At 64.1% G+C, this 26,437-nt stretch carries 24 protein-coding genes and 1 pseudogene; 13 read left to right on the forward strand and 12 right to left on the reverse strand.

Features of this window, described 5'->3' with window-relative positions:
- Positions 1-34 precede the first annotated feature (34 nt).
- Positions 35-847 carry a MetQ/NlpA family lipoprotein gene (locus VSR68_RS25820; protein WP_342942547.1) on the forward strand — a complete coding sequence of 271 codons (813 nt, stop codon included), beginning with the start codon at positions 35-37 and terminating at the stop codon, positions 845-847.
- An 89-nt stretch (positions 848-936) separates the two neighbouring features.
- On the opposite strand, the gene VSR68_RS25825 is transcribed toward VSR68_RS25820, so the two are convergent.
- A complete protein-coding gene (locus tag VSR68_RS25825) occupies positions 937-1,860 on the reverse strand; it encodes a bifunctional helix-turn-helix transcriptional regulator/GNAT family N-acetyltransferase (RefSeq protein WP_342942548.1) in 924 nt (307 codons plus the stop codon).
- Between the two features lie 367 nt (positions 1,861-2,227).
- Here VSR68_RS25825 and VSR68_RS25830 point away from each other — a divergent pair, with 367 nt between their 5' ends.
- The 5 genes from VSR68_RS25830 (at position 2,228) to nagE (ending at position 9,687) form a co-directional block, all read left to right on the forward strand.
- Positions 2,228-2,962, forward strand: a complete 735-nt coding sequence (locus VSR68_RS25830) for a GntR family transcriptional regulator (RefSeq protein WP_342942549.1) — start codon at positions 2,228-2,230, stop codon at positions 2,960-2,962.
- A gap of 114 nt (positions 2,963-3,076) precedes the next feature.
- Positions 3,077-4,180 carry an N-acetylglucosamine-6-phosphate deacetylase gene (nagA, locus tag VSR68_RS25835; protein ID WP_342942550.1) on the forward strand — a complete coding sequence of 368 codons (1,104 nt, stop codon included), beginning with the start codon at positions 3,077-3,079 and terminating at the stop codon, positions 4,178-4,180.
- Positions 4,173-5,180, forward strand: coding sequence for an SIS domain-containing protein (locus tag VSR68_RS25840; protein WP_342942613.1), 1,008 nt, complete (start codon positions 4,173-4,175; stop codon positions 5,178-5,180). The genes nagA and VSR68_RS25840 overlap by 8 nt, the downstream gene beginning before the upstream one ends.
- A gap of 13 nt (positions 5,181-5,193) precedes the next feature.
- Positions 5,194-7,788, forward strand: coding sequence for a phosphoenolpyruvate--protein phosphotransferase (gene ptsP / locus VSR68_RS25845; protein ID WP_342942551.1), 2,595 nt, complete (start codon positions 5,194-5,196; stop codon positions 7,786-7,788).
- Between the two features lie 108 nt (positions 7,789-7,896).
- Positions 7,897-9,687: an N-acetylglucosamine-specific PTS transporter subunit IIBC gene (gene nagE, locus VSR68_RS25850; RefSeq protein ID WP_342942552.1), complete on the forward strand. Its 1,791-nt coding sequence runs from the start codon at positions 7,897-7,899 to the stop codon at positions 9,685-9,687.
- A gap of 96 nt (positions 9,688-9,783) precedes the next feature.
- Here nagE and cydX read toward each other — a convergent pair.
- The 5 genes and pseudogenes from cydX to rpoH all read right to left on the reverse strand — a co-directional run.
- A pseudogene (gene cydX, locus VSR68_RS25855) lies at positions 9,784-9,891 on the reverse strand (cytochrome bd-I oxidase subunit CydX); the annotation flags it as partial.
- Positions 9,892-9,918: 27 nt separating this feature from the next.
- Positions 9,919-11,055 (reverse strand): cytochrome d ubiquinol oxidase subunit II, encoded by a 1,137-nt coding sequence (gene cydB / locus VSR68_RS25860; protein WP_342942554.1) that lies wholly within the window; start codon positions 11,053-11,055, stop codon positions 9,919-9,921.
- Positions 11,056-11,092: 37 nt separating this feature from the next.
- Complete coding sequence (locus VSR68_RS25865) at positions 11,093-12,682, reverse strand: cytochrome ubiquinol oxidase subunit I (RefSeq protein ID WP_342942555.1); 1,590 nt, start codon at positions 12,680-12,682, stop codon at positions 11,093-11,095.
- Complete coding sequence (cydP, locus tag VSR68_RS25870; protein ID WP_342942556.1) at positions 12,672-12,932, reverse strand: cytochrome oxidase putative small subunit CydP; 261 nt, start codon at positions 12,930-12,932, stop codon at positions 12,672-12,674. Before cydP ends, VSR68_RS25865 begins: the two co-directional genes overlap by 11 nt.
- A 316-nt stretch (positions 12,933-13,248) precedes the next feature.
- Complete coding sequence (gene rpoH, locus VSR68_RS25875) at positions 13,249-14,184, reverse strand: RNA polymerase sigma factor RpoH (protein WP_342942557.1); 936 nt, start codon at positions 14,182-14,184, stop codon at positions 13,249-13,251.
- 353 nt (positions 14,185-14,537) lie between these two features.
- Between rpoH and VSR68_RS25880 the strand changes: the two genes are divergently transcribed.
- Positions 14,538-15,101, forward strand: coding sequence for an acyloxyacyl hydrolase (locus tag VSR68_RS25880; RefSeq protein ID WP_342942558.1), 564 nt, complete (start codon positions 14,538-14,540; stop codon positions 15,099-15,101).
- 44 nt (positions 15,102-15,145) lie between these two features.
- Positions 15,146-15,529, forward strand: coding sequence for a nuclear transport factor 2 family protein (locus VSR68_RS25885; RefSeq protein WP_087734154.1), 384 nt, complete (start codon positions 15,146-15,148; stop codon positions 15,527-15,529).
- A gap of 158 nt (positions 15,530-15,687) precedes the next feature.
- On the opposite strand, the gene leuA is transcribed toward VSR68_RS25885, so the two are convergent.
- Both leuA and ybiB read right to left on the reverse strand, forming a co-directional pair.
- The gene (gene leuA, locus VSR68_RS25890; RefSeq protein WP_342942559.1) at positions 15,688-17,343 is read right to left on the reverse strand and encodes a 2-isopropylmalate synthase; all 1,656 of its coding nucleotides are present in this window, start codon (positions 17,341-17,343) and stop codon (positions 15,688-15,690) included.
- Positions 17,344-17,884: 541 nt separating this feature from the next.
- Positions 17,885-18,856, reverse strand: a complete 972-nt coding sequence (ybiB, locus tag VSR68_RS25895) for a DNA-binding protein YbiB (RefSeq protein WP_342942560.1) — start codon at positions 18,854-18,856, stop codon at positions 17,885-17,887.
- 291 nt (positions 18,857-19,147) lie between these two features.
- Here ybiB and VSR68_RS25900 point away from each other — a divergent pair, with 291 nt between their 5' ends.
- Entirely contained in the window at positions 19,148-19,846 is a 699-nt protein-coding gene (locus tag VSR68_RS25900) for a fumarylacetoacetate hydrolase family protein (RefSeq protein WP_342942561.1), read from the forward strand.
- A 33-nt stretch (positions 19,847-19,879) separates the two neighbouring features.
- The gene (gene maiA / locus VSR68_RS25905; protein WP_342942562.1) at positions 19,880-20,524 is read left to right on the forward strand and encodes a maleylacetoacetate isomerase; all 645 of its coding nucleotides are present in this window, start codon (positions 19,880-19,882) and stop codon (positions 20,522-20,524) included.
- A gap of 127 nt (positions 20,525-20,651) precedes the next feature.
- Here maiA and ftsY read toward each other — a convergent pair whose 3' ends face one another.
- Positions 20,652-21,887 (reverse strand): signal recognition particle-docking protein FtsY, encoded by a 1,236-nt coding sequence (gene ftsY, locus VSR68_RS25910; protein WP_342942563.1) that lies wholly within the window; start codon positions 21,885-21,887, stop codon positions 20,652-20,654.
- A 351-nt stretch (positions 21,888-22,238) separates the two neighbouring features.
- On the opposite strand from ftsY, the gene rsmD reads away from it, so the two are divergent.
- The 3 genes from rsmD to VSR68_RS25925 all read left to right on the forward strand — a co-directional run bounded on the left by rsmD (position 22,239) and on the right by VSR68_RS25925 (position 23,874).
- Positions 22,239-22,853, forward strand: a complete 615-nt coding sequence (rsmD, locus tag VSR68_RS25915) for a 16S rRNA (guanine(966)-N(2))-methyltransferase RsmD (protein WP_342942564.1) — start codon at positions 22,239-22,241, stop codon at positions 22,851-22,853.
- 112 nt (positions 22,854-22,965) lie between these two features.
- Complete coding sequence (gene coaD / locus VSR68_RS25920; RefSeq protein WP_342942565.1) at positions 22,966-23,475, forward strand: pantetheine-phosphate adenylyltransferase; 510 nt, start codon at positions 22,966-22,968, stop codon at positions 23,473-23,475.
- Positions 23,476-23,616: 141 nt separating this feature from the next.
- Positions 23,617-23,874 carry a YfhL family 4Fe-4S dicluster ferredoxin gene (locus VSR68_RS25925; protein ID WP_090863358.1) on the forward strand — a complete coding sequence of 86 codons (258 nt, stop codon included), beginning with the start codon at positions 23,617-23,619 and terminating at the stop codon, positions 23,872-23,874.
- Between the two features lie 49 nt (positions 23,875-23,923).
- On the opposite strand, the gene hisC is transcribed toward VSR68_RS25925, so the two are convergent.
- From hisC to VSR68_RS25940, 3 genes are all read right to left on the reverse strand, one after another.
- The gene (hisC, locus tag VSR68_RS25930; RefSeq protein WP_342942566.1) at positions 23,924-24,991 is read right to left on the reverse strand and encodes a histidinol-phosphate transaminase; all 1,068 of its coding nucleotides are present in this window, start codon (positions 24,989-24,991) and stop codon (positions 23,924-23,926) included.
- A gap of 26 nt (positions 24,992-25,017) precedes the next feature.
- Positions 25,018-25,620, reverse strand: coding sequence for an aminoacyl-tRNA hydrolase (gene pth / locus VSR68_RS25935; protein WP_342942614.1), 603 nt, complete (start codon positions 25,618-25,620; stop codon positions 25,018-25,020).
- 120 nt (positions 25,621-25,740) lie between these two features.
- Positions 25,741-26,352, reverse strand: a complete 612-nt coding sequence (locus tag VSR68_RS25940) for a 50S ribosomal protein L25/general stress protein Ctc (protein ID WP_342942567.1) — start codon at positions 26,350-26,352, stop codon at positions 25,741-25,743.
- Between the last annotated feature and the right edge of the window lie 85 nt (positions 26,353-26,437).

A 26,437-nucleotide genomic window follows, 5' to 3' on the forward strand; every position in this document is an offset into this window, starting at 1 on the left:
ACGAATCTGAAACAAGCAGTCAAGAGAGAATCACATGCAGCGCAGAACACTCATCAAGGTTTTTTCCGCAGCGCTCGCTTCGGCGGCACTCGTCACCAGCTTCGGCGCGCGCGCCGACGACAAGGTCATCAAGGTCGGCACGATCAGCGGTCCCGACGCGCAAATCTGGTCGGTTGTGCAGAAGGTCGCGAAGCGCGAAGGCCTGAACGTCAAGGTCATCGAGTTCAACGATTACGTGCGGCCGAACGCCGCGCTCGACGCCGGCGATCTCGACGCGAACAGCTTCCAGCACCAGCCGTATCTCGACAGCCAGATCAAGCAGCGCGGCTACAAGATCGTCAACGTCGGCCTGACGTACATCTCGCCGCTCGGCATCTATTCGAAGAAGCTGAAGTCTGTGAAGGATCTGCCGCAGGGCGCGAAGGTCGCAGTGCCGAACGATCCGTCGAATGAAAACCGCGCGCTGCTGCTGTTGCAAACGCAAGGCGTGCTCAAGCTGAAGGCGGGCGCGGGCACGAACGGCAACAACGCGACGCCGCTCGACGTCGCCGACAATCCGAAGAAGGTGAAGCTCGTCGAACTCGATGCCGCGCAATTGCCGCGCTCGCTCGCCGACGTCGACGCTGCCGCCATCAACACGAACTTCGCGCTGGCTGCGGGCCTGCAGCCGACGAAGGACGCGATCGCGCTCGAAGACGTGCACAGCCCGTACGCGAACCTCATCGCCGTGCGCACGAAGGACAAGGATCAGCCGTGGGTGAAGAAGCTGGTCGCCGCTTACCAGTCGGAAGACGTGCGCCAGTTCATCAAGACCGAGTTCAAGGGATCAGTCGTGCCGTCGTTCTAAGCGGCGTCGATCGACCTGTCGATGTGCAAAGCGCCACGGGCAACCGCGGCGCTTTTTTTTGCTCCAGGAAAAGGCCGGCACGCGTGAACTTACAGCGCGCGCTCCCATCGTTCGATCACGAGATCGCGCCCGAAGCGCCGCTCAGGCGTCGCCGATGCGAGCGAGAAGCCAGTCTGAATGAAGAGGCGGCGCGCATCGTCGAGCGTGCTTTCGCTTTCGATGCATAGCGCGCGATAACCGGTGCGCTTCGCAAAGCGCAAAGATTCGTCGATCAGCTGCGTGCCGATGCCGAGCCGCCGCACGTCGGGCTCGACATACAGCATGCACACCTGTGCGTGCGCATCCGACGCAGCCGCGACCAGCGCCGACCCGACGATCAGGCCGTCCTGTTCGGCGACCCAGCAGTTCTCGCGCCGTGCATCGTGGCGCTGCGCGAATTGTCCGATCTGCTGCGCGATCAGCGCCTCGAACGTGTGATCCCAGCCGTGGCTGGCCGCGAACAGCTGCGCCTGTCGCGAGATCAGCAAGCCGTAATCGCCCGCTCGCGGCGCGCGCAGCGTGACGATGCTGCGCCGTGGCCGCTCGTCGAGCAGCCGCTCGATCAGCTTCATCGCGCCGACCAGTTGATCCTGCGATTGCGGCGCGATCCGGGCCAGCACGGCGGAGACTTCGTCGACGGCGGCGGCATCGAGTGGACGCCAGGCGGCGAGGCCTTCTTCGGTGAGCGAGACCAGCGACTGGCGCGCGTCGACCTCTGACGGGCGGCGCGAAATCAGGTTGCGCCGTTCGAAGCTCGCAAGCAGACGGCTCAGATAGCCGCTGTCGATGCCGAGATTGCGCGCGAGCGCGGCAGCCGTCTGATGCGGGCCGCGCGAAAGCTCGTGCATCACGCGCACTTCCGTCAGCGAAAACGGGCTTTTCTGCAAATGCTCGTGCAACACGCCGATATGCTGCGTGTAAAAGCGATTGAAATGGCGGACGGCTTGCGCCCGGGCTGTAGCGGGATCGTTCACCGTGTCCGTTCCCCGTATTTGGCTGTCATTCGTTCACCGCGCTGTGTGTCTGTCGATCGGGTGATAGCGCCCGAATTCCGAAGTTTGCACCAGATTGTTAATTAAGAGGTATGACATTTGCGGCTTAGCGCACGCAAGTTGACAGACGATTCACGGAGACCAATCCGACAACTGGTCTCAAATACGGGTATGCCCTAATGCCAGATCGGTGTCAGTGGAAATCCGCTTAATTCGCTGATCGCCTTTTGCGACAAGGGCTTGGTCGAGATAGACCAGCTAGATACCAGCTCGTTGACTGGTATTATTGTGGTTATATAATGGGCTCCGACTTCGTAGGCCACCTTCCTCACGATCCCGACCGAGCCCTATGGAAACCCGCTGGTCCGCCCTGACACCCGACGTCCACAACGTCACCCCGCTGTACCTGCAACTCGCCCGCAATCTGGCGACGGCGATCCATTGCGGCGTATGGTCGGCGGGTGAAGCGCTGCCATCGGAGCGCACGTTGTCCGACGCGATCGGCGTGTCGCGCATCACCGCGCGCAAGGCGATTGCGCTGCTGGTCGAGCAGGGGCTGATCCGGCGGGCGCGCGGCGCCGGCAGCTTCATCACGCCGCGCGTCGAAGATCCGCTGTCGCGCCTCACGGGCTTCACGAAGAAGATGGAGCAGCGCGGCTTCCGGCCGGACTCCGTCTGGCTCGAGCGCGAGATCCGCACGGCGACTCGCGAAGAGATCGTGCATCTGGGCCTGTCGCCGGGCGCTTCCGTCGCGAGCCTGCGCCGTCTGCGGCGCGCCGACGGCATCGTGATGGCCGTCGAGCATTCGTCGCTGCCCATTTCGATCGTGCCCGAGCCGCAGGCGATCGGCGGCTCGCTCTACAGCTATCTCGAGCAGCGCGGCGCGCCCGTCGTCCGCGCGCTGCAGCACTTTCGCGCCGTCAACGCGTCGAGCGAAATCGCGTCGTTGATGAATATCGATCCAGGCTGCGCGCTTCTGCTGATTACGCGCGTCGGCTACAGCGCCGACCAGCGCGCAATCGAACTCACGGACACCTATTGCCTGGACGACTACTACGACTTCGTCGCCGAACTGCGGTTGTGATCTGCGCATGCAAAGGAAGCGGGCTTGATGCACGACATGCAAAACAGCAGGACGCACGAAACCCACGCGGCACGAATCAGTCACGCACTGGATAACGCAACATCAGAGAGACTCATGCTGACCGGAAACATACTCACTCCCGAAGGCTGGATCCACGGCACGATCGAATTCGAGAACGGCCGCATCACGGCGATCAAGGGCGACGCCGTCGATCCGTCGACGAACGACGCGCCGTACATCCTGCCCGGCTTCATCGATCTGCACGTGCATGGCGGCGGCGGCGCCGACGTGATGGAAGCGGGCAACGCGATCGAGGCGATCACCCGCACGCACGCGCGCTACGGCACAACGAGCCTGCTCGCGACGACGATGACCGCGCCGCGCGACGAGCTGATGAGCGTCGTGGCGGACCTCGGCGACGTCGCGCGCAACCGCGTGCCGGGCGGCTCGCGCGTGCTCGGCGTGCATCTCGAAGGCCCGTACATCAATCCTGGCAAGCTCGGCGCGCAGCCTGACGCGGCCGTGTCGGCGGTGCTCGACGAAGTGCTGAAGTATCTGTCGATCGCGCCGATCCGCGTTGTCACGATCGCGCCGGAAATTTCCGGCCACATGGACATCATCTCGGAGATCGCCGCGCGCGGCGTGCGCGTGCAGCTCGGCCACTCGCTCGGCACCTACGACGACGCCGTCGCCGCGATGAAGCACGGCGCGCGCAGCTTCACGCACCTGTTCAACGCGATGTCGCCGCTGCATCACCGCAATCCGGGCATGGTCGGCGCGGCGCTGGCGCACGCCGAGTACGCGGAAATCATCCCCGATCTGCTGCACGTTCATCCGGGCGCGATCCGCGCCGCGATGCGCGCGATTCCGCGCCTCTACGTGGTGACGGACAGCACGTCGGCGACGGGCATGCCCGACGGCGAGTACCGCCTCGGCAGCCAGCACGTCACGAAGTGTCTCGGCGGCGTACGCCTCGCCGACGGCACGCTCGCAGGCAGCACGCTGACGATGGATCAGGCGCTGCGCAACCTCGTATCGCTCGGCCTGCCGATGGCCGACGTTTCAAACCGCATGTCGCGTTACGCCGCCGACTACCTCGGCCTCGAAGACCGCGGCCGTCTCACGCGTGGCGCGTGGGCCGATGTCGTCGTGTTCGACCGTGAACTGACGCTGACGGCGACCTACGTCGAAGGAGAATCGATTGTCGAATATGCTTAAGGAAGCGCTGGCGTCCGCCGACGTGGTCGCCGCGCAACTCAACGATACGTCGCGCGTCGAAGCGCTCGCTGCACGGCTCGCGCAAGAGCCGCGCCATGTCGCGCTGACGGTCGCGCGCGGCAGCTCGGATCACGCGGCGAGTTACTTCGCATCGCTGACGATGAGCCGCATCGGACTGCCCGTCGCGTCGCTGCCGATGTCGGTCGCGACGCTCCAGCAGGCGCCGCTGAAAGTGCGCGGTCAGCTTGCGCTCGGCTTTTCGCAATCGGGCAAGAGCCCCGATCTGGTCGGCACGATGCAGGCGTTGCGCGACGCGGGCGCGCTGACCGTGGCCGCCGTCAATGTGCCCGGCTCGCCGCTCGAAGCGGCATGCGAGTTCTATCTGCCCCTCGTCGCCGGTCCCGAACTGAGCGTCGCGGCCACGAAGAGCTATATCGCGATGCTGTCCGTCTCCGCGCAACTCGTCGCGCACTGGCAAAAGGACGAAGCGCTGCTCGGCGCGCTGAAGTCGCTGCCCGATGCGCTCGCGCGGGCGGGCGCGCTCGACTGGTCGAAGGCTGTCGAAGAACTGCGCGACGTCGAACGGATGATCGTGATCGGCCGCGGCCTCGGCCTCGCGATTGCGCAGGAAGCGGCGCTGAAGCTGAAGGAAACGTCGGGCATTCAGGCCGAGGCGTTTTCGAGCGCCGAAGTGCGTCACGGTCCGATGGAACTGATCGACCGCGACTATCCGCTGCTCGTGTTCGCGCCGCGCGGACCTGAACAGGCGGGTCTGCTGCAACTCGCGCGCGACATGCAGGCGCGCGGCGCGCGCGTGCTGCTCGCCGCGCCCGGCGACGTGCCCGAAGCCGCATTGCCGCTCGTATCGACGGAGCATGCCGCGCTCGATCCGATTGCCGCAATCCTTTCTTTCTACGTGATGGCTGCCGGCCTTGCCGCCGCTCGCGGACGCAATCCCGATGCGCCGCGCCATCTGATGAAAGTCACCGAAACTCACTGATCGAGAGATGCAGATGCGACGTGCTGAGGAGTCCGTTTTGAAGAGCCATTCCGAAGGCCCAATTGTGCTGCTAGCGCCGATGACGGGGCCCGTCGTCCCGCTCGCGAGCGTGCCCGATCCTGTGTTTTCAGGCGGCATGTTCGGCGATGGAATCGGCATTGATCCACTCGAAGGCAAGCTGGTCGCGCCGTGCGACGGCGTCGTGATGCACCTGGCGCGCACGGGTCATGCCGTCACGATCACGACGGAAGAAGGCGCCGAAGTGCTGCTGCATATCGGCATCGACACCGTCGAGCTGAACGGCAAGGGTTTCGCGCCGATGGTCGAACAGGGCGCGAAAGTGCGCAAGGGCGACGTGCTGATCGAGTTCGACCAGGATACGGTCGCGCGCAATGCGCCGAGCCTCGTGTCGGTGATTGCGATTGCCAATTCCGATGCGTTCGAAATCGTCGAGCGCGCCGAAAGCGGCACGCTGAAGGCCGGCGAATCGCCGCTGCTGACGCTGCGTGCGCGAGACGGCCATGCCGTCGCGGCATCGCGCGAGGCGTCGAGCGTCAGCGAAGAAGCGCGTCAATCGATCGTGCTCACGCATGCGGGTGGCCTGCATGCGCGTCCGGCGGCGCGTGCGCGTGAAGCGGCACGCGGTCTCGACGCGCGCGTCGAAGTGCGCTTCGAGGGCAAGAAGGCGGCGATCGAAAGCGTCGTCGGTTTGCTGGGGCTGGGCGCGGGGCAGGGCGCGACGGTCGAGATCGTCGGCATCGGCGCGCAGGCTGCGACGGCCGTCGAGGCCGTCGTACGCGAACTGACGCGCGAGGCGCACGGCGAAGCGGAAGAAAAACCGGCGCGCGAGATGTCGCCCGTGCCCGTCGCGGCCGCGCCCGTGCCTGCTGCAAGCGGCGCGCCGCTTATGCCGAACACGCTCGCGGGCGTGTGTGCGGCGCCCGGCATCGCCGTGGGCAAGCTGGTGCGCTGGGACGACGCCGACATCGATCCGCCCGAGACAACGGGCAACACGCCCGCCGCCGAAAGCCGTCTGCTCGACAGGGCGCTCGCCGCCGTCGATGCCGAACTGAACACGACCGTGCGCGACGCTTCGCAACGCGGCGCGCATGGCGAGGCGGGCATTTTCGCGGTGCATCGCGTGCTGCTCGAAGACCCGACGTTGATCGACGCGGCGCGCGATCTGATCAGCCTCGGCAAGAGCGCGGGCTTCGCTTGGCGCGAGACCATTCGCGCGCAGATCGACGTGCTGTCGAAAGTCGACGATGCGCTGCTCGCCGAACGTGCCGCCGACTTGCGCGACATCGAAAAGCGCGTGCTGCGCGCGCTCGGCTACTCGAACGCGGCTGCGCGCTCGCTGCCCGACGAGGCCGTGCTGAGCGCGGATGAATTCACGCCGTCGGACCTGTCGTCGCTGGATCGCACGCGCGTCACGGCGCTCGTGATGGCGCGCGGCGGCGCGACGTCGCACGCGGCGATCATCGCGCGTCAGGCTGGCATTCCCGCGATCGTCGCGCTGGGCGACGCGCTGCATTCGATCGCCGACGGCACGCAGGTCGTGGTCGATGCGACGGCGGGCCGTCTCGAGTACGCGCCGAGCGCGCTCGATATCGAACGCGCGCGCACCGAGCGCCAGCGTCTTGCCGGCGTGCGCGAAGCGAATCGCCGGACGTCGCAGCAAGCGGCCGCGACGAGCGACGGCCGCGCGATCGAAGTGGCCGCCAACATCGCGACGCTCGACGACGCGACGGCCGCTGTCGAAAACGGCGCGGATGCCGTCGGCCTGCTGCGCACGGAACTGCTGTTCATCCATCGTCAGGCGGCGCCGACCGTCGACGAGCATCGTCAGAGCTATCAGTCGATTGTCGATGCGCTGCAAGGCCGCACGGCCATCATTCGCACGCTCGACGTCGGCGCGGACAAGGAAGTCGATTATCTGACGCTGCCGCCCGAGCCGAATCCGGCGCTCGGCCTGCGCGGCATCCGTCTCGCGCAGGTGCGCCCCGATCTGCTCGAAGACCAGCTGCGCGGCCTGCTCGCCGTTCAGCCGGCGGGCAAGGTGCGCATCATGTTTCCGATGGTGACGGACGTCGGTGAGCTCGTGCGTCTGCGCAAGCGGATCGACGAGCTCGCCGCCGAAAGCGGCCGCACCGACAAGATCGAAGTCGGCGTGATGATCGAAGTGCCGTCGGCCGCGTTGCTGTCCGACCAGCTGTCGAAGCACGCGGATTTTCTGTCGATCGGCACGAACGATCTCACGCAATACACGCTCGCGATGGACCGCTGCCAGGCCGATCTCGCCGCGCAGGCGGACGGGCTGCACCCGGCTGTGCTGCGGCTCGTTTCGGCGGCCGTGCAGGGCGCGGAGAAGCATGGCAAGTGGGTCGGCGTGTGCGGCGCGCTTGCCGGCGATCCGCTCGCGGTGCCGCTGCTCGTCGGCCTCGGCGTGACCGAGCTGTCCGTCGATCCCGTGTCCGTGCCGGGCATCAAGGCGCGTGTGCGCAAACTCGATTATCAGCTGTGCCGTCAGCGCGCCCAGGACGCTCTGGCGCTCGAATCGGCACAAGCGGTAAGAGCCCTGAGCCGCGAACTCTGGCCGCAAGACTGATCGCGCGGCAAGCGCCATTCGACTTCGGACAGAGCCCGTCGGCTCGACATTTCAACCTGCAAATAAAGCAACGACTCTATTACACGAGACAAAGGAGTGGAGGTATCAATGGATGGGAATCCGTTTCTGAAGATTCAGCGCCTTGGCCGCGCACTGATGCTGCCGATCGCGGTACTGCCCGTGGCCGGCCTGCTGTTGCGCCTCGGTCAGCCCGATGTGTTCAACATCAAGATGATCGCCGACGCCGGCGGCGCGATCTTCGACAACCTGCCGCTTCTGTTCGCGATCGGCGTCGCTGTCGGCTTCGCGAAGGACAATAACGGCGTTGCGGCGCTGGCGGGCGCGATCGGCTATCTGATCGAAGTCGCCGTGATGAAGGACATCAACGACAAGCTCAACATGGGCGTGCTGTCGGGGATCATCGCCGGCATCGTCGCGGGGATGCTGTACAACCGGTACAAGGACATCAAGCTGCCCGACTACCTCGCGTTCTTCGGCGGCAAGCGCTTCGTGCCGATCGTCACCGGGGTCGCGTGTCTGGTGCTAGGCATCGTCTTCGGATACGCGTGGGCGCCCGTGCAGGGCGCAATCGACGCCGCCGGCCACTGGCTGACGACGGCAGGCGCAATCGGCGCATTCGTGTTCGGTCTGCTGAACCGTCTGCTGCTCGTCACGGGCTTGCATCACATCCTGAACTCGCTCGCATGGTTTGTGTTCGGCACGTTCACGCCGCCGGGCGGCGCGGCCGTGACGGGCGACCTGCACCGCTTCTTCGCGGGCGACCCGACGGCGGGCACGTTCATGACGGGCTTCTTCCCGATCATGATGTTCGGTCTGCCGGCTGCGTGTCTCGCGATGTTCCACGAAGCGCCGAAGGAGCGCCGCGCGGTGGTCGGCGGCCTGCTGTTCTCGATGGCGCTGACGTCGTTCCTGACGGGCGTGACCGAGCCGATCGAATTCAGCTTCATGTTCCTCGCGCCCGTGCTCTATGCGATCCACGCGGTGCTGACGGGCCTGTCGCTCGCGGTCTGCTCGGCGCTCGGCATCAAGCTGGGCTTCACGTTCTCGGCGGGCGCGATCGACTACGTGCTGAACTACGGCCTGTCTACGAAGGGCTGGGAAGCGATTCCCATCGGCCTTGCCTATGCCGTCGTCTACTACGGTCTGTTCCGCTTCTTCATCCGCAAGTTCAACATGGCGACGCCGGGCCGCGAGCCGGAAACGGCCGATGCCGCCACCGAGTCGTACGCGTCGGGTGGTTATGTGGCGCCTGTCGAAGGCGCAGCGGCAAAGTCGTCGACGCGCGCGCAGCGCTATATCGCTGCGCTGGGCGGCGCGGCGAATCTGTCGGTGGTCGACGCGTGCACGACACGTCTGCGTCTGTCGGTCGTCGATTCGGACAAGGTGTCGGAGAGCGAGCTGAAGTCGATCGGCGCGCGCGGTGTGTTGAAGCGCGGCGCGGGCGCGGTGCAGGTCATCATCGGGCCGGAAGCGGACATCATCGCCGATGAAATCCGCGCGACGATTGCGAGCGGCGATGCGACGGCGGCTGTCATTTCGGCTGCTTCGTCGGTTGCATCGTCGGCGCCTTCGGTGGGCAACATGGCTACGGCTGCGGCGGGTGGCAATGCTTCCTCTGCGGCGGGCAACGGTCCGCTCGATCCGGACCCGCTGCGCTGGCTCGCTGTGTTCGGCGGCGCGACGAATATCGTCTCGCTCGAAGCAGTGGCGGCGACGCGCCTGCGCATCGTCGTGCGCGATCCGTCGGCTGTCGATCGCCAGCGCCTCGATACGCTGAACGTCGCGTGGGTGTCGACGGACACGTTCCATATCGTCGTCGGCGATTCGGCGCAGCGTTACGCGCAGCAACTGTCGACGCGTTTGACGGCTACGGCTTGAGGCTCATCGCAGTCTGAGCGCGTCTCGCGGCAAAAAATCGGCGCCCCTTGGGGCGCCGATTTGCGTTTACTGCAGGCCTCTCCCGCCGAATCAACGCCCATTCGCGTCACCATCGACAGCATGATTCGCTTCGAGCCACATCACGTTGATGATCCCGAATGCGAGCGCGAGGCCAATCCCGAGAATCCAGCTGAAGTACCACATGGTCTGCGCCTCCTGGCGAGTCGTGCGTCAGTACATCGAGTGATGGTTTTGCTCGATTGCTTCGGCTGTCACTTTGCCGCGCATCACGCGATACACCCAGCTCGTGTAGATGAGCACGACGGGCAGGAACACGATGACGGCGATGAGCATGATCTGCAGCGTCATCTGGCTCGATGTCGAATCCCAGACGGTGAGGCTGCTGCGGCCATCCAGCGACGACGGCATGATGAACGGAAACATCGAGAAGCCCGCCGTCAGGATCACGCCGATCACCATCAGCGACGTCGACAGAAACGCCATGCGCTCGAAGCGCGAGTTCGCGAGCACCAGCGCGAGCACGCCGCCGATAATGCCGGCCAAAGGCGCGGCGGTCATCCACGGATACAGCGAGTAGTTCGTGAGCCACAGGCCCGGCGCGCCGATCACGTTTTTCAGCAGCGGATTCGCGACGGTATCGAGCGGGGCGGGATCGATGATCTGATAGCCGCCGATCAGCGTCGCGACCAGCACGCCCGCGATCAGGAACAGCGCGACAGCAGTGAGCGACGCGATGCGCAACGCGACGGACGCGCGTCGCGCGACGATGTCATCCGCTTTCATCTTCACGAACGCCGCGCCGTGCGCCGCGAGCATCGACGCGCTCAACAGTCCGCACAGCAGCGCGAACGGGTTGAGCAGTTCGAAGAAACTGCCGTGATAGGTGACGCGCAGTTCCTGATCGAAGGCGAACGGCACGCCTTGCAGCAGGTTGCCGAACGCGACGCCGAACACCAGCGCGGGCACGAACCCGCCCGCGAACAACGCCCAGTCCCACGCGCTGCGCCAGCGCGGATCGTCGCGCTTGCCACGGTAGTCGAAGCCGACAGGGCGGAAGAACAGCGCGAACAGCACGAGCAGCATCGCGAAGTAGAAGCCCGAGAACGACGCCGCGTAGACGAGCGGCCACGCGGCGAACATCGCGCCGCCAGCCGTGATGAGCCAGACCTGGTTGCCTTCCCACGTCGCGCCGACGGTGTTCACGACGATGCGCCGTTCCGCGTCCGTCTTGCCGATGAACGGCAGCAGCATGCCGGCGCCCATGTCGAAGCCATCGGTGAGCGCGAAGCCGATCAGCAGTACGCCGATGAGCGCCCACCAGATCAGTTTGAGCGTTGCGTAATCCATGGCGTGGTATCCCTTGATGCAAGTGTCTCGATGCCGCTCATGCGGCCGTGTTCGCGCCGACCGTGGCCGTCTCGGTCCGCTCGTGGTGATAGCGGCCCGTGTGCAACGACGACGGACCGAGCCGCGCATACTTGAACATCAGCGTGATCTCGATGATGAAGAGCGCGGTGTAGAACACGACGAAGCCGGCGAGGCTCAGATACAGATCGCTCGCCGTCAGACTTGACGCGGACAGCGACGTCGGCAGAATGCCCGCGATGGTCCACGGCTGGCGTCCCAGTTCCGCGACGATCCAGCCGAATTCCGCCGCCAGCCACGGCAGCGGAATCGCCCACACGGCCCAGCGCAGGAACCAGCGGCGGTTGTCGCGCAGCAGCGTGCGCTGCGCGCAGAAGAAGAACGCGAGCACGAATGTCGCGAGGAACAGCAGGCCGAGGCCGACCATCAGCCGGAACGACCAGAACACGGGCAGAACGGGCGGGACCGTTTTCTTCGCGGCCTGCCTGATCTGATCGGCGGAGGCGTCGGTGACGTTCCGCGTGAACTGCTTGAGCATCAGGCCGTAGCCGAGGTCCTGCTTGTGCGCGTCGAACGATGCGCGCGTTTCGTCGCTCGTGTCGCCCTGCTTGATCTTTTGCAGCGCGCCGTACGCGATCATGCCGTTCCTGATGTGCGCTTCGTTGCGCGCCATCAGCTCCTTGAGCCCGACGACGGGTTCATCGAGCGAACGCGTCGCGATGATGCCGAGCGCGTAGGGCACACGCAGTGCGTAGTCGGTGCGCTCTTCCTGCTGATTCGGGATGCCGAAAATCGTGAACGGCGCGGGCGGCGGCGCGGTTTCCCATTCCGATTCGATCGCGGCGAGTTTCATCTGCTGGACTTCGCCCGTCGTGTAGCCCGATTCGTCGCCGAGCACGATCACGCATAGCGTCGACGCGAGGCCGAAGCCCGCCGCGATCGCGAACGAGCGCAACGCGAATTCGGCGTCGCGGCGCTTGAGCAGATACCACGACGACAGGCCGAGCACGAACATCGACGCCGTCACATAACCCGCCGATACCGTGTGCACGAACTTCACCTGCGCGACCGGGTTGAAGATCACCGCGAATAAGCTCGACAGCTCCATGCGCATCGTCTCGTAGTTGAACTCGGCTCCGACGGGATTGTTCATCCAGCCGTTCGCGATGAGAATCCACAGCGCGGACAGATTCGATCCGAGCGCGACGAGAAACGTGACCATCAGATGCTGGACGCGGGACAGCCGGTTCCAGCCGAAGAAGAACAGTCCGACGAAGGTCGATTCGAGAAAGAACGCCATCAGTCCTTCGACGGCAAGCGGCACGCCGAAGATGTCGCCGACATAGTGCGAGTAGTACGACCAGTTGGTGCCGAACTGGAATTCGAGCGTGAGTCCCGTCGTGACGCCCATCGCGAAGTTGATGCCGAACAGCTTGCCCCAGAACTGCGTCATGTCCTTGTAGATCGGCTTGGCCGTCATCACGTAGACGCTCTCCATGATGACGAGCAGCCACGACAGTCCGAGCGTCAACGGTACGAAGAGAAAGTGATACAGGGCCGTAACGGCGAACTGCAAACGCGAAAGGTCGACGACATCGCTAGCGGGCATGGCTGTCACCTTGTGACGGAGGCGAGACGGGCACGGAAAGCAGTGCCTGGGCGACCTGTGCGGGCGGCAGCGACATGTGCTCCGCCTGCGGATGATCGAAGAACGCGAGCTTGAGCGCGAGCAGAAGCGCGAATTTGATGGCGAGGACGATAGCGATATCGCGTGCGAAGGTCGGGCCGCGAGCCCACGCGACGATGCGGCTGCTGAGCGCGCGGCGTGAAGGATTCCTATGATTGAGCGTTATGGCCATGATCGATTGGCAACGACATCGCGCCGGATGCTCCGGCAGGACCCAGCGCCCGACACAGCCGCACTGGCGCATGCATAACGATTGTAGGAATAGTCTGTCGGCGGGAGGCGCGTCATCGCGTCGCGAGCCCGGCAGTGCTTCACCACTAATAGGCCACCTTCCGCATCAGGTCAAGGCGAGCGCTCGCCGACGGTTCGCGGCGACGCAGCTTTCGACGATGCAAAGAAAAAGCCCCGCCTTCTTTCGAAAGGCGGGGCTCGGTGCGGGTTCGAGGCGGCTTTCGGCCGCCCGATGCTTCTCAGACTATTCGCTGGCGTTACGCGTACTCGGCTAGCGCGGCGCGCATCTTCTTCATCGCGCTTGCTTCGATCTGACGGATGCGCTCAGCCGACACGCCGAATTCGTCGGCGAGCTCGTGCAGCGTCGAGCCGCCCGAGCCGTCGTCTTCCACCTGCAGCCAGCGCGCCTCGATGATGCGGCGGCTGCGCGGATCGAGCGACTCCAGCGCGCTCGCAATCCCGTCGCTTTGCAGGCGATCGCGCTGGCGCGCAGCCAGCACCGCCGTCGGCTCGTTGTGTGAATCCGCCAGGTATGCGATCGGCGCGAATGCTTCTTCGCCGTCCTCGACCTGTCCTTCGAGCGCGACATCGCCGCCCGACAGACGCGTTTCCATCTCGGCCACTTCCTCGCGCTTCACGTTCAGCTCTTTCGCGAGACCGTCGATCTCGTCCGGCGTGAACGACTGCAACCCTTGCTTGTGGCTGCGCAGGTTGAAGAACAGCTTGCGTTGCGCCTTGGTCGTCGCCACTTTCACAGTGCGCCAGTTGCGCAGGATGTATTCGTGGATCTCAGCCTTGATCCAGTGCATCGCATACGACACGAGGCGCACGTTCTGCTCCGGGTCGAAGCGCTTCACGGCCTTCATCAGGCCGATGTTGCCTTCCTGGATCAGGTCGGAGTGCGGCAGACCATACCCGAGATAATTGCGCGCGATCGACACGACCAGCCGCAAATGCGACAGGACGAGCCGGCGAGCGGAGTCGAGGTTGTTGTGCTCGCGGTATTCGGTGGCGAACTGGCGCTCTTCTGCCGGCGTCAGCATCGGAATCCGGTTCACGGCCTGGATGTAGGCGTCGATATTGCCCAGATGGCCGGGCAGAAGAGAAGCATGCGAGAGCGTCAGTGCACCTGCCGAACCGGCCTTGGCCGACGACGGGCTCAGAGTACTCGGAAGGGTCAATGTGTTGCTCACGTAGCAAACTCCTTTATTCAGACAAAAGTCCGGCAAAGCCAGACCACGATGGATGTTAGCACTCTCGTATGCAGAGTGCTAATACTTAGAGCCCATAGGGGCATCGGAGTTCCAACTATCTATCGAAATCCGCATCTCAATAGTATTGTACCTCGTCTGCTAGTTCTCTACCGAACGCGTAGCATCCATCGCCTGATGCAGAAAATCGCAACCATCAGTAAGATTTTTTCAGAAACAGAACCACTTATTTGCGGCTTTTCGGTTGTTTTTAAAGGGTCCGATACTTGCTCCTGTCTCTAAAATGTTGCTGCGCGATTTTTGCCGCTCGATCCTGAAATCTCAGTGGACACACGATGGAAGAAAAGAACAATGCTTGGTGTGGTCTTGTACTTAGGTGCGCTGCGGCGGCGGCGTTTTTGGGCGTGTGCGGTCCGGTTCTGGCGGACCAGTTTGGCGTGCAGATCACGGGCGCCCTCGCCGATCATCACGTGCGCAAGCTCGATCTGGGCTTCGTCTGGGACCCGAATCTGACGTGGTGGGAAATCGGCGGCTGGCACTTCGCGTTGATCGGCGAAGCGCACGCCGCGTGGTGGCACACGGACGAAGGCAACGTCCACAACAACATCGGCGAATTCGGCGTCACACCCGTCGTGCGGTTCATCAAGGGCTCGGGAGCGTTCCGGCCGTTCGTCGAGGCGGGCGTCGGCGTGCGCGTGCTGACCAGTCCGCGAATCTCTTCGACCTTCACGTTGGGCTCCGCGTTCCAGTTCGCCGACATGGTGGGCGCGGGCGCGCAATTCGGCTCGCATCAGCAGTATCAGCTGGGCTACCGTTTTCAGCATGTCTCGAACGGCGGTATCAAAGAGCCGAATCCTGGTATAAATTTCCACCAGGTTTACGTGCAGTACAACTTCTGACGACGGTCGCCGTTGCAGGCACTGTCGTCCTGGGGGCGAATGCAATGGCGGCAAAAGTGATCGAGGCGATTCGCGGGCTGGAGCGCGATCGCTTTCGCGCGATGGTCGAAGGCAACGGGCAGCAGCTCGACGCGCTGCTCTCCGACAACGTCATTTACGTCCACACGAACGGCAAGCGCGAGTCGAAGCAGCAGTTCATCGACGCCATCACGGCCGGGCGCCGCCGCTATCGGCAGATCGAGATTCAGTCGCAGGATGTGCTGCCCGTCGGCCGCGAGACGTGCGTGGTCACGGGACGCGCGCTGATCGAGATGGAGGCCAACAGCGGCGCGCTGCTCTTTCCGATCGCTTACACCGCGATTCAGGCGCAGGAGGACGGAAAGTGGCGGCTGATCGCCTGGCAGGCGACGCGTTGCGCAATCGAGTGACGCGCGAGTGACGCGGATCCCGCGATCACTCTGTTCCTGACGGCGCCGCCTCGTGGGCGGGCCGTGCGCGCCGCGGTGATCCGAACCGTCGGCGCTGGCGTTTGTGCGTTCCTGCTCGTGTTTCCTGGCCGGTGGGCCCGTGTCTTTATCCCGCGCCGTTACGCCGCAAACCGCCGGTCCACCGTTGGCCATCCGGCTCGATTGACGCCACTGACCACGGCATCGACGACGGCCGTCATTTCGTCTTCCGCGACACCTACGCCGTGCCTGATCGGTTGCTCGCCGACACGGCAGCCGACGAACACCGCCGTGCGCCCGTCCGTCATGCGCACGGTCTCGAACGACGTGATTTCGACCGGCTGCTTCGCCGCCGCCGACATTTCCAGCGCGACAGCCTTCGCATACGCCTCGTGACCGTCGACGCGGGCCGCAATCGCGGGCACGCCGATTTCGCGCTTGTTCCAGCGGACCGTCGATCCGTTCACCCGCTGCGCCGGCCCCTCCGTCTCGAAGTATTCGCGCGCGAAGAGCGCGCAGATCGCGTCGCCCGTCACTTCTTCGCCCGACTGGTCGGCGATCGTCTGCACGGCGTGGCTGAATTCGATCTGCACGCGGCGCGGCGGCGCGAAGCCCATGCCACGCTCGAGCAGATACGTCGAGCCGCCCTTGCCGGACTGGCTGTTCACGCGAATCACCGCGTCGTAGCTGCGACCGACGTCGGCGGGATCGACAGGCAGATACGGCACTTCCCAGACGGCGCCCGCTTTCTGATGCGCGAAGCCCTTGCGGATCGCGTCCTGGTGCGAGCCGGAAAACGCTGTGTAGACGAGATCGCCCGCATAAGGATGGCGCGGATGCACGGGAATCTGGTTGCAGCGCTCGACGACGCGCCGCACGCCATCGATATCCGAGAAATCGAGCCCCGGATCGACGCCTTGCGTGTACAGGTTCATCGCGAGCGTCACGATATCGACATTGCCGGTGCGCTCGCCGTTGCCGAACAGGCATCCTTCGACGCGGTCCGCGCCCGCCATCAGCGCGAGCTCGGCCGCCGCGACGGCCGTGCCGCGATCGTTATGCGGATGCACCGACAACACGATGCTGTCGCGATAGCCGAGATTGCGGTCCATCCACTCGATCTGATCGGCGAACACGTTCGGCGTCGCGGCTTCGACGGTGGCGGGCAGATTCACGATCATCTTGTGATCGCGAGTCGGGCGCCACGTCTGCGCGACGGCGTCGCAGACTTCGCGCGCGAACGGCAGCTCGGTCATGCTGAACGTCTCGGGCGAGTACTGGAAGGTCCAGTGTGTCTGCGGACGGACATCGGCGTGCTCGCGAATGATCCGTGTGCCCTCGACGGCCAGCGCCTTCACCTCTTCCTTCGACTGGTCGAACACGATCTTGCGGAACGACGGGCAGATCGCGTTGTACAGGTGGACGATCGCGCGCGGCACGCCTTCGAGCGCCTCGAACGTGCGCGCGATCAGCTCTTCGCGCGACTGCACGAGCACTTCGATCGTCACGTCGTCGGGAATGCGCTTTTCGTCGATCAGCTTGCGGACGAAGTCGAAATCGGTTTGCGACGCCGACGGAAAGCCGACTTCGATCTCCTTGAAGCCGATCTGGACGAGCATCTCGAAGAACTCGGTCTTCTGCTCGATGCTCATCGGCTCGATCAGCGACTGGTTGCCGTCGCGCAGATCGGTGCTCATCCAGATGGGCGCGCGCTCGATCGTGCGGCTGGGCCATTTGCGTCCGGTCAGACGGACGGCGGGGAAGGGACGGTATTTCTCGGCAGGGTTGCGCAACATGGTGAGCCTCGTTCGTTTCGTTTAGTCGTGTGCTGGGTGATGTGGCGTCGAGCGGCTGGCGGGCTGCCACGGATGCACGTCCCGCAAGCCGGGCGCTAGCGGGAGCAACGAACGGGCGCGGACGAAGAACGTCATCGGGACGACGACGAAGGCAACGATCGGTACTGAAGCCCATGCAACGTGCATTTGACCCTCGCGATTCGTCTGAACGGTAAACGGACGAATACAGACGACTACAGGTTTTGAAGGAACTACGGACTGGGTGATACGAACTACGGGAACTGCTTCGGAGGACCGCGCGAGCCGCTGTGGCGACTGCGTGCGGCGCTACGCCTGGCTTACGCTAGACGTAGCGATAGGGGCCGCGCTAGGCGGCCGAGGGTAATTCGGAGGGTGTTCGGGTGAGAACGCATTTTTTTAAGGGTAAGCGAGGCCGCGCGTGGCTGTCAACACGCCGCGGCCATTTGATGCGCTCCTCAACTCGCTCGCTGCAGCCGTTCGCGGTGGTTCACAACGTGTGTGAAGCCGCTGTTTGCCTTGATCAGGCGGCCTTCCTGGCGATGTCGACGATCAGCTCGACCTGACGCGTGATCGCGGCGGGCACAGGCGCTTCGCCGCGCAGAACGGACTCGATCCAGGCCGCCGTCGTGGGTGCGTCGCGGCCTTCGGGCAGTTCGACTTCGGGCGCATCCGGCGACGAGCGCTCGGCGGCGACACGCGTTTCGCAGATGCCGTCGTGCAGCCAGTCGATCTGCACCTGGCGGCGCGTATCGGCGACCGCTTCGCCTTCCGTGCCGCGCGCGAGCAATGCGCCGCCGACGGCCGCGTCCGGATGCGAGACGAACAGCTGCGTCAGGCTTTCGCGGTACGGCGGGTGCGTGTAGTTCACGAGCCGCAGACCTGCGGGCGCGAACGGCTGAAGAATCTTCACGAGCGTATGCGTCGAGTTGCGCACCCCCATCCGCCGACGCAGCGTCAGCAGCCGCGCGAGCTTCGGCGCGAGCGTTTCGATGGGCGCGAACGCGATGCGCCGGTTCGCAAGGCCCGTTTCGATATCGGCGTGCGTTTGAGCGGGCGCGACGTTCAGATGAGCGAAGATTTCCGCGCTCGTCACGCGCCCGGGGTCTTCCGTCACGCCGTGAACCAGCACGGGCACGCCCTCGCGCGCGAGCAGCAACGCGAGCAGCGGCACGAGGTTCGGCTGCTTGCGCGCGCCGTTGTAGCTCGGGATCGACACGGCCTGATGCGCGTCGTGCGTCACGTTGACGGGCGCGAACGACGCATGGGCCGCCGCCAGCATGGCGGCCAGTTCATCGGCGGATTCCCCTTTCACGCGATACGCAAGCAGGATCGCGCCCAGTTCCAGGTCGGACACGCGGCCGTCGAGCATTGCGGCGTAGAGCGCATGCGTGTCGTCGGGCGTGAGCGCGCGCGCGCCATTGGGACCGCGCCCGATTTCCTTGATGAAGCGGGCGCAGGGGAAAGGAGCGGCAGTGTCGGTGAAATCAGTCATCGGGCAAATCGTGTTTGTGGGGACAGCGGGCAACGAAGCTTCGCGCTGGCGCGGCAAGCGAGCCAGGCGCAGGTCACGTGGCGTCGACCGTTTGGTCTTGATTCTGTTCAGTATCGCACGGTGCGCATGCGTCCAGAATTCGAGCAAATTGCCGGCCTGCATCGAACGTTAAAGCATGGCCGCGAGGCTCGCCACCTGGCCATTCGGCCAGGCTACGCGCGTAACGGCGTCGCGTTACACTCAATGCTTCGCCGCGTCGGGCGGCTCAACCAATAGAAGACGGAGAACGGAATGGGTTACGTGTTTGCGCCAGCGCCGGTGACGGCAGTGCCGGTCGTCGGATCGGACGATCAATTCGCGGTGCGCCGCATTTACTGTGTCGGCCGGAACTACGAGGCGCACGCGCGCGAAATGGGCCACGATCCCGATCGCGAGCCGCCGTTCTTCTTCGCGAAACCCGCTGATGCCGTTCTGTACGTGGCGCCTGGCGCGACGGGCGAATTCACTTATCCGGCGCAGTCGAAGAATGTGCACTACGAAATGGAACTCGTCGCGGCAATCGGCAAGGCAGGCAAGAACATTTCCGCCGACAACGCGCTCGACCACGTCTACGGTTATGCGCTCGGCCTCGACATGACGCGCCGCGACCTGCAGGCCGAGGCGAAAAAGCTGGGCCGTCCGTGGGACACGGCAAAGGGCTTCGATCAGTCGGCGCCGCTCGGCCCGATTCATCCCGTGTCGAAAGTCGGGCACGTCGGCAAGGGCGCGATCTGGCTCACTGTCAACGGCGAGGAGAAGCAGCGTTCGGATGTGTCGCAACTGATCTGGTCGGTGGCGGAGACGGTCGCGTATCTGTCGACCTTCTTCGAACTGCAACCGGGCGACCTGATTTTCACGGGCACGCCGGAAGGCGTCGGCGCGGTCGTGCAAGGCGATTTGATGAAAGGCGGCGTGGACGGGCTGGGCGAGTTCAGCGTGCGCGTCGTTTGACGATGTAGAAGTGAGGTTGGGGAGGACAACACAATGAAGCTGTACAGCTACTTTCGCAGTTCCGCGTCGTATCGCGTGCGCATTGCGCTGAACCTGAAGAACCTGCCGTACGAGTACTTGCCGGTGCACATGCTGCGCGATGGCGGCGAGCAGTTCAAGCCCGAGTATCGCAAGCTCAATCACGATGCCGTCGTGCCCACGCTGGTGGACGACGGCACCGTGCTGACGCAGTCGATCGCGATCGTCGAGTATCTGGACGAGACGCATCCCGAGCCGGCGCTGCTGCCGTCGACACCTGTCGATCGCGCGTATGTCCGCGCGATCGCGCTGCAACTCGCGTGCGAGATTCACCCGTTGAACAATCTGCGCGTGCTGAAGTATCTGAAGCGCACCGTCGGCGTGAACGACGAGGTGAAGGACGCGTGGTATCGCCACTGGATCAGTTCGGGCTTTGCGGCGCTCGAAGAATATCTGGTCGCGGATGGGCGCGCGGGCAAGCTGTGCTTCGGCGATACGCCGACTCTGGCGGATATCTGTCTCGTGCCGCAGGTGTTCAACGCGACGCGCTTCAACGTCGATATGAGTCCGTATCCGACCATCCGGCGCATCTGCGACTACGCGAACACGCTCGATGCGTTCGCGCGCGCGGAGCCCGGCGTGCAGCCCGACGCCGAGTGAAGTCGCGGCCTTTTCGAGCCGCCCCGTTATTGCGAGGCACGAAGGGTGACGGCAACAAAAAGGGCGTCATGCGAACACATGACGCCCTTTGCACCCGATGTCTGGCCAGCCTCAGCGGCCCGTCAGGTCAACCCAGCAACGCATCCGAGAACTCTTCCGCGCTGAACGGCTGCAGATCCTCGACCTTTTCGCCGACGCCGATGAAATACACGGGCACCGGCCGCTGCCGCGCGATCGCCGCGAGAATGCCGCCCTTCGCGGTGCCGTCCAGCTTCGTCACGATCAGGCCCGTGAGATTCAGCGCATCGTCGAATGCCTTGACTTGCGCGAGCGCGTTCTGACCCGTGTTCGCGTCGATGACGAGCAGCACTTCGTGCGGCGCGCCGTCCATTGCCTTGCCGATCACGCGCTTCACCTTGCGCAGCTCTTCCATCAGATGAAGCTGCGTCGGCAGACGGCCGGCCGTATCCGCCATCACGACGTTGATCTTGCGAGCGCGCGCCGCGCCGACCGCGTCGAAAATCACGGCTGCGGGGTCGCCGCTTTCCTGCTGCACGACCGTCACGTTGTTGCGTTCGCCCCAGATCGCGAGCTGTTCGCGCGCGGCGGCGCGGAACGTATCGCCCGCGGCGAGCAGCACCGACTGGTTGAAGTTCTGCATGTGCTTCGCCAGCTTGCCGATGCTCGTCGTCTTGCCGGCGCCGTTCACGCCCGCGATCATCATCACGGTCGGCTGGTAGTGGCCGAGCGTCAGCGACTTTTCGAGCGGCGTCAGCAGGTCGACGAGCAGCGCGCGCAGCGCGCCCTTGACCTGCTGCGGATCGGAGAGGCGCTCGGCGCGCACTTTTTCGCGCAGCGCTTCGAGCAGAAACTCCGTTGCGTCGACGCCCGCGTCGGACATCAGCAGCGCCGTCTCCAGTTCTTCGTACAGTTCTTCGTCGATCTTCGTGCCGACGAAAATGCCCGTAATGCTCGAACTGGTCTTCGACAGGCCGCTCCGCAGTCGTGTGAGCCACGTGCGCTTCGCTGCCGCCTCGGGTTGCGGCGGCGGGATGATTTCGACTTCCTCGTCCGCGTCCTCGAAGTCGGCGGCGCTTGGCACGTAGTCGGGGTCGAATTCGGGCGCGTCGGCTGAGTCGGGCGCCGGTTGCGCGTCGCGCGTGGGCTTCGACGAAGCACCGGAAATGCCGGGGGCGCCGGAAGCGCTGGACGCGCCGGAAGTACCGGAAGTACCGGACGCGGCGGGTGCTTTCGGCGCGGCCACGTCCTGCGTATCGACGTCGCCGCCGGAATCGGTCTGCGACGCCTCAGGCGTGCCGTCGGGCGTATTCGAACCCTTGAATCGTTTGAAAAAGCTGAACATGGTCTGAGCTGCGTGAGAGTGCGCTGGATTCCCGCTATTTGCCCGATCGCGCGTGGCGACGAACGTCGACGCGTCTTTTCTGGCGGCGGGGCATGGCAGTGCGGGATGCGAGGCGCTGGAAGCCCAACATTTTATCAGGCGCTTCCGGCTCCGTCGTGATGGCGCGTCATTGGGCACCGCGACGGGCGTCGTCGCGCACCGCCCCGGTGAACTTCGGCGAAGGCCGTCGCGCGCGTGTGGTAACGTGGGCGCTCCGGCCCGCCCGTCGACGAGAACCCGCGCGATCGACAGATTCCGACGCTCATTGACCGAATCCGCGACAGGCAGGCGCACGCTCAACAAACGAACCGCATGTCCCGTACTTCCCCTGCTCGCGCAAGAAACGCGCCGTCCGGCCGTGGCCAGGCGCACACCATTCGCATTATCGGCGGCGACTGGAAACGCACGCCGCTGCCCGTGATAGACATCGATGGGCTGCGTCCGACGCCCGATCGCGTTCGCGAAACGCTGTTCAACTGGCTCGGTCAACGGCTCGACGGCCAACGCTGTCTGGACCTTTTCGCCGGCAGCGGCGCGCTCGGCTTCGAGGCCGCGTCGCGCGGCGCAGCGCGTGTGCTGATGGTGGAGCGCAACGCGCGCGCGGCGGCGCAGTTGCGCGCCAATCAGGCAAAGCTGTCGGCGAGCGCGATCGAAATCGCCGAGGCCGATGCGTTGCGTCTCGCGGCAAGCCTCGCGCCCGGCTCGTTCGACGTGGTCTTTCTCGATCCCCCGTTCGGCGAGAATTTGCTCGGCCGCGCGCTCGCGGTCGCCGCACCGCTGGTAAGCGCGGATGGCTTTCTTTATGTGGAGTCCGGAGAATCGCTCGACGCGGCGGGAAACGCGGCGCTCGAAGGCTGGACGGTGATCCGCGAGGGCAAGGCGGGCACCGTCCGCTATCATTTGCTGCAACGCGAAAATGAGGAATAATGCGCGTTCATAACAAGCGCCGGGCGGCTTGCCGCTGAACGCGCGTGTCGTTGCCGGACGGGTCCTGCGGGGCGTTCCGGCACGCTTCTAGTCTGTAGAGAGGAGAAATCCCATGGTAGTCGCCGTGTATCCGGGTACGTTCGATCCGCTCACGCGTGGTCACGAGGACCTCGTGCGTCGTGCATCGAGCATTTTCGACACGCTGGTGGTGGGAGTGGCGGATAGCCGCAACAAGAGACCGTTCTTTTCTCTCGAAGAGCGGCTCGACATCGCCAACGAGGTGCTCGGCCACTATCCGAACGTGCAGGTGATGAGCTTCAAGGGGCTATTGAAGGATTTCGTCCGCGTCAACAACGCGCGCGTGATCGTGCGCGGTCTGCGCGCCGTATCGGACTTCGAGTATGAGTTTCAGATGGCGGGCATGAACCGCTATCTGCTGCCGGATGTCGAGACGATGTTCATGACGCCGTCCGATCAGTATCAGTTCATCTCGGGCACGATCGTCCGCGAGATCGCCCAGTTGGGCGGAGACGTGAGCAAGTTCGTGTTCCCATCGGTGGAAAAGCGGCTGCAGGACAAGGTCGTGGAGATGGAGCGGGCGCGGGCGGCGGCACAACCGTAATTCCGGCCCCTGACGGAGCGCTGCGTCCTCGTAGTCGATAACCGGACGCTAAACGTGGTCTATCCGACAGGCGTAAAATTGCTAGTTACGGAACGTTAGCCGGCATGCGCGCGATGTGCGCCGGCATGAAGTGAGAACAGCATGGCCCTGATGATTACCGACGAGTGCATCAATTGCGACGTTTGCGAGCCCGAGTGCCCGAACGACGCGATTTCGATGGGCCCGGAAATCTATGTGATCGACCCGAAGAAGTGCACCGAATGCGTCGGCCATTTCGACGAACCGCAATGTGTGCAGGTGTGTCCCGTCGAATGTATTCCGCGCAATCCGGAGCATCTCGAGACGCCGGAACAGTTGATGACGAAGTACAACGCGCTGCAGGCCGCAAAGAGCGCGTGATCTCACCAAAAGCGGCGCATGGCGCGCCGCTTGTCTTGCTCCCGGCGCATCAGCCGACGATCTCCTTAAACGCGTTCACGAGCGTATCGCACTCGGCATCGGTGCCGATAGAAATGCGCAGATGCTGATCGATGCGCGGCGCCTTGAAGTGCCGCACGAAGATTTCCTTTTCCCTGAGCCGCGCTGCAAGCGTCGCGGCGTCATATCCGGCGTGACGCGCGAACACGAAATTCGCCGACGACGGCACGACGTCGAAGCCGAGCGCGGTCAATTGCGCAGTGAGCCGTTCGCGGCTCGCGATCACTTTTTCGGTGCAATCGCGGAACCACGCGTCGTCCTTGTATGCGGCTGTCGCGGCGGCTTGCGCGAGACGGTCGAGCGGATACGAGTTGAAGCTGTCCTTCACGCGATTCAACGCATCGATCAACACGGCATCGCCGAATGCAAAGCCGACGCGCATGCCGGCGAGCGAGCGCGACTTCGACGTCGTATGCACGACGAGCAGATTCGGATACTTGCCGATCAGCGAAATCGCAGACTGCGCGCCAAAGTCCACATACGCTTCATCGACGACGACCACCGAATCAGGATTCGATGCGACCGCTCGCTCGACGTCCGATAGCGGCAGCGCGTGGCCAGTCGGCGCATTCGGATTCGGAAAGAGAATGCCGCCGTTCGGCTGCGCGTAATCGTCGATGCGAATCTTGAAGGCGTCGTCGAGTGGAATCGTCCGATACGCGACATCGTAGAGACGCGCGTACGTCGGATAAAAGCTGTATGTGATGTCGGGAAAGAGAATCGGCTTATCGTGCTTCAGAAGCGCCTGAAATACGGTCGCGAGCACTTCATCCGAGCCGTTGCCCGCAAACACCTGATCGGCGTTCAGACGATGATGCGCGGCGACCGTCTCGCGTAGCACGCGCGCAGTCGGATCGGGATAGCGGCGCAAGGACTCGGCATGCTCGCCCAGTTCGTTGCGGATCGCGCTCACCACGGCGGGCGACGGCGGATACGGATTCTCGTTGGTGTTCAGCTTCACGGGATGCGCAAGCGCGGGCTGTTCGCCCGGCACGTACGGCGTCAGTCGATGAACGATATCGCTCCAGTAGCGGCTCAAGCTTCTCTCCTTTTTAGACGCTTGCGTCAAGGATTGCGATGCAGCTGCATCATCGCGCGTTCGAGTTCGCCTTTGACGACGGTTGGCATCACAGCAAGCGCGCGTTCGATCGACGCGTCGATCACGTCTTGCTCTTCCTTGCGCGGCGGCTTCAGCACGAAGTTCGCGACGTCGGGTTTTGCGCCCGCGCGTGCGCTCTCGGGAATCAGGTCGCGCGGATGGCCGATGCCGATACGAAGTCGCCAGTATTGCTGCGTCGACAGATGCGCGGAAATGTCCTTCAGGCCATTATGTCCGCCGCTGCCGCCGCCGAGCTTCAGCTTGATCGCGCCGGGCGGCAGATCGAGTTCGTCGTGCGCGACGAGAATCTGATCCGGCAGGATCTTGAAGAAATGCGCGAGCGCGACGACCGATTGACCCGAACGGTTCATATACGTCTGCGGCTCGAGCAGATGCACTTCTTCGCCATACAGACGCGCTTTCGCGTAGAAGCCGTGAAAGCGCCGTTCGTCGCGCAACATCGCGCCTGCTTCGCGCGCGAGTTGGTCGACGAGCCAGAAGCCGGCGTTGTGGCGGGTCGCGGTGTATTCGGCGCCCGGATTGCCGAGCCCGACGATCAGCTTGATCATATTCGAGTGAGCCACGCGGCACGCACGCAGCCTGGAAAAAATCGAAAAAAAACCCGCCGGGGCGAACCGCGGCGGGTTACGTCGACCGTTCCATTGAAACGGATCGAGAGGATAGCAGCCTTATTCTGCAGCCGGCGTTTCGCCTTCAGCCGATGCTTCTTCCGACACGGTGCCAGCAGGAATCGGCGCCGAAACGATCACCGGGTTTTCTGCTGCAAGGTGCGCAACGAGTGCGACGCCAGCCGGCAGAACGATGTCCGATGCATGCAGCGATTGACCCGCTTCGATCTTCACCAGATCGACTTCGATGAACTCCGGCAGAGCGGCCGGCAGGCATTCGACTTCGATTTCGTTGATGACGTGCGAGATCACCGCGCCACCCAGCTTCACAGCCGGGTTGGTTTCCTGGTTCAGGAAGTGCAGCGGCACCTTCGTGTGAATCTTCTTGTTCGCGTCGACGCGCTGGAAGTCCACGTGCAGAATGAGCTGACGGAACGGGTGGTATTGCACGTCGCGCAGCAGAACCTGTTGCGACTTGCCTGCCACTTCCAGGTCAAGGATCGACGAGTGGAATGCTTCTTTCTTCAGTGCGTGAAACAGCGCGTTGTGATCGAGTTCGATCAGTTGCGGTTCGCCGGCGCCGTACACGATACCCGGGGTCTTGCCCGAGTTACGCAGGCGGCGGCTCGCACCCGTACCTTGCAGATTACGCTCGAAAGCGATGACTTTCATTTGATTCTCCATTATCTGCCCGCGACCAGGCAGCAAGACGGGGCCTTCTAGCGGCCCCAGACACGACGGCGTGAACCTTCGTTCG

Source organism: Paraburkholderia phymatum, from assembly GCF_038900715.1.
In the GTDB taxonomy this organism is placed as follows: domain Bacteria; phylum Pseudomonadota; class Gammaproteobacteria; order Burkholderiales; family Burkholderiaceae; genus Paraburkholderia; species Paraburkholderia phymatum_A.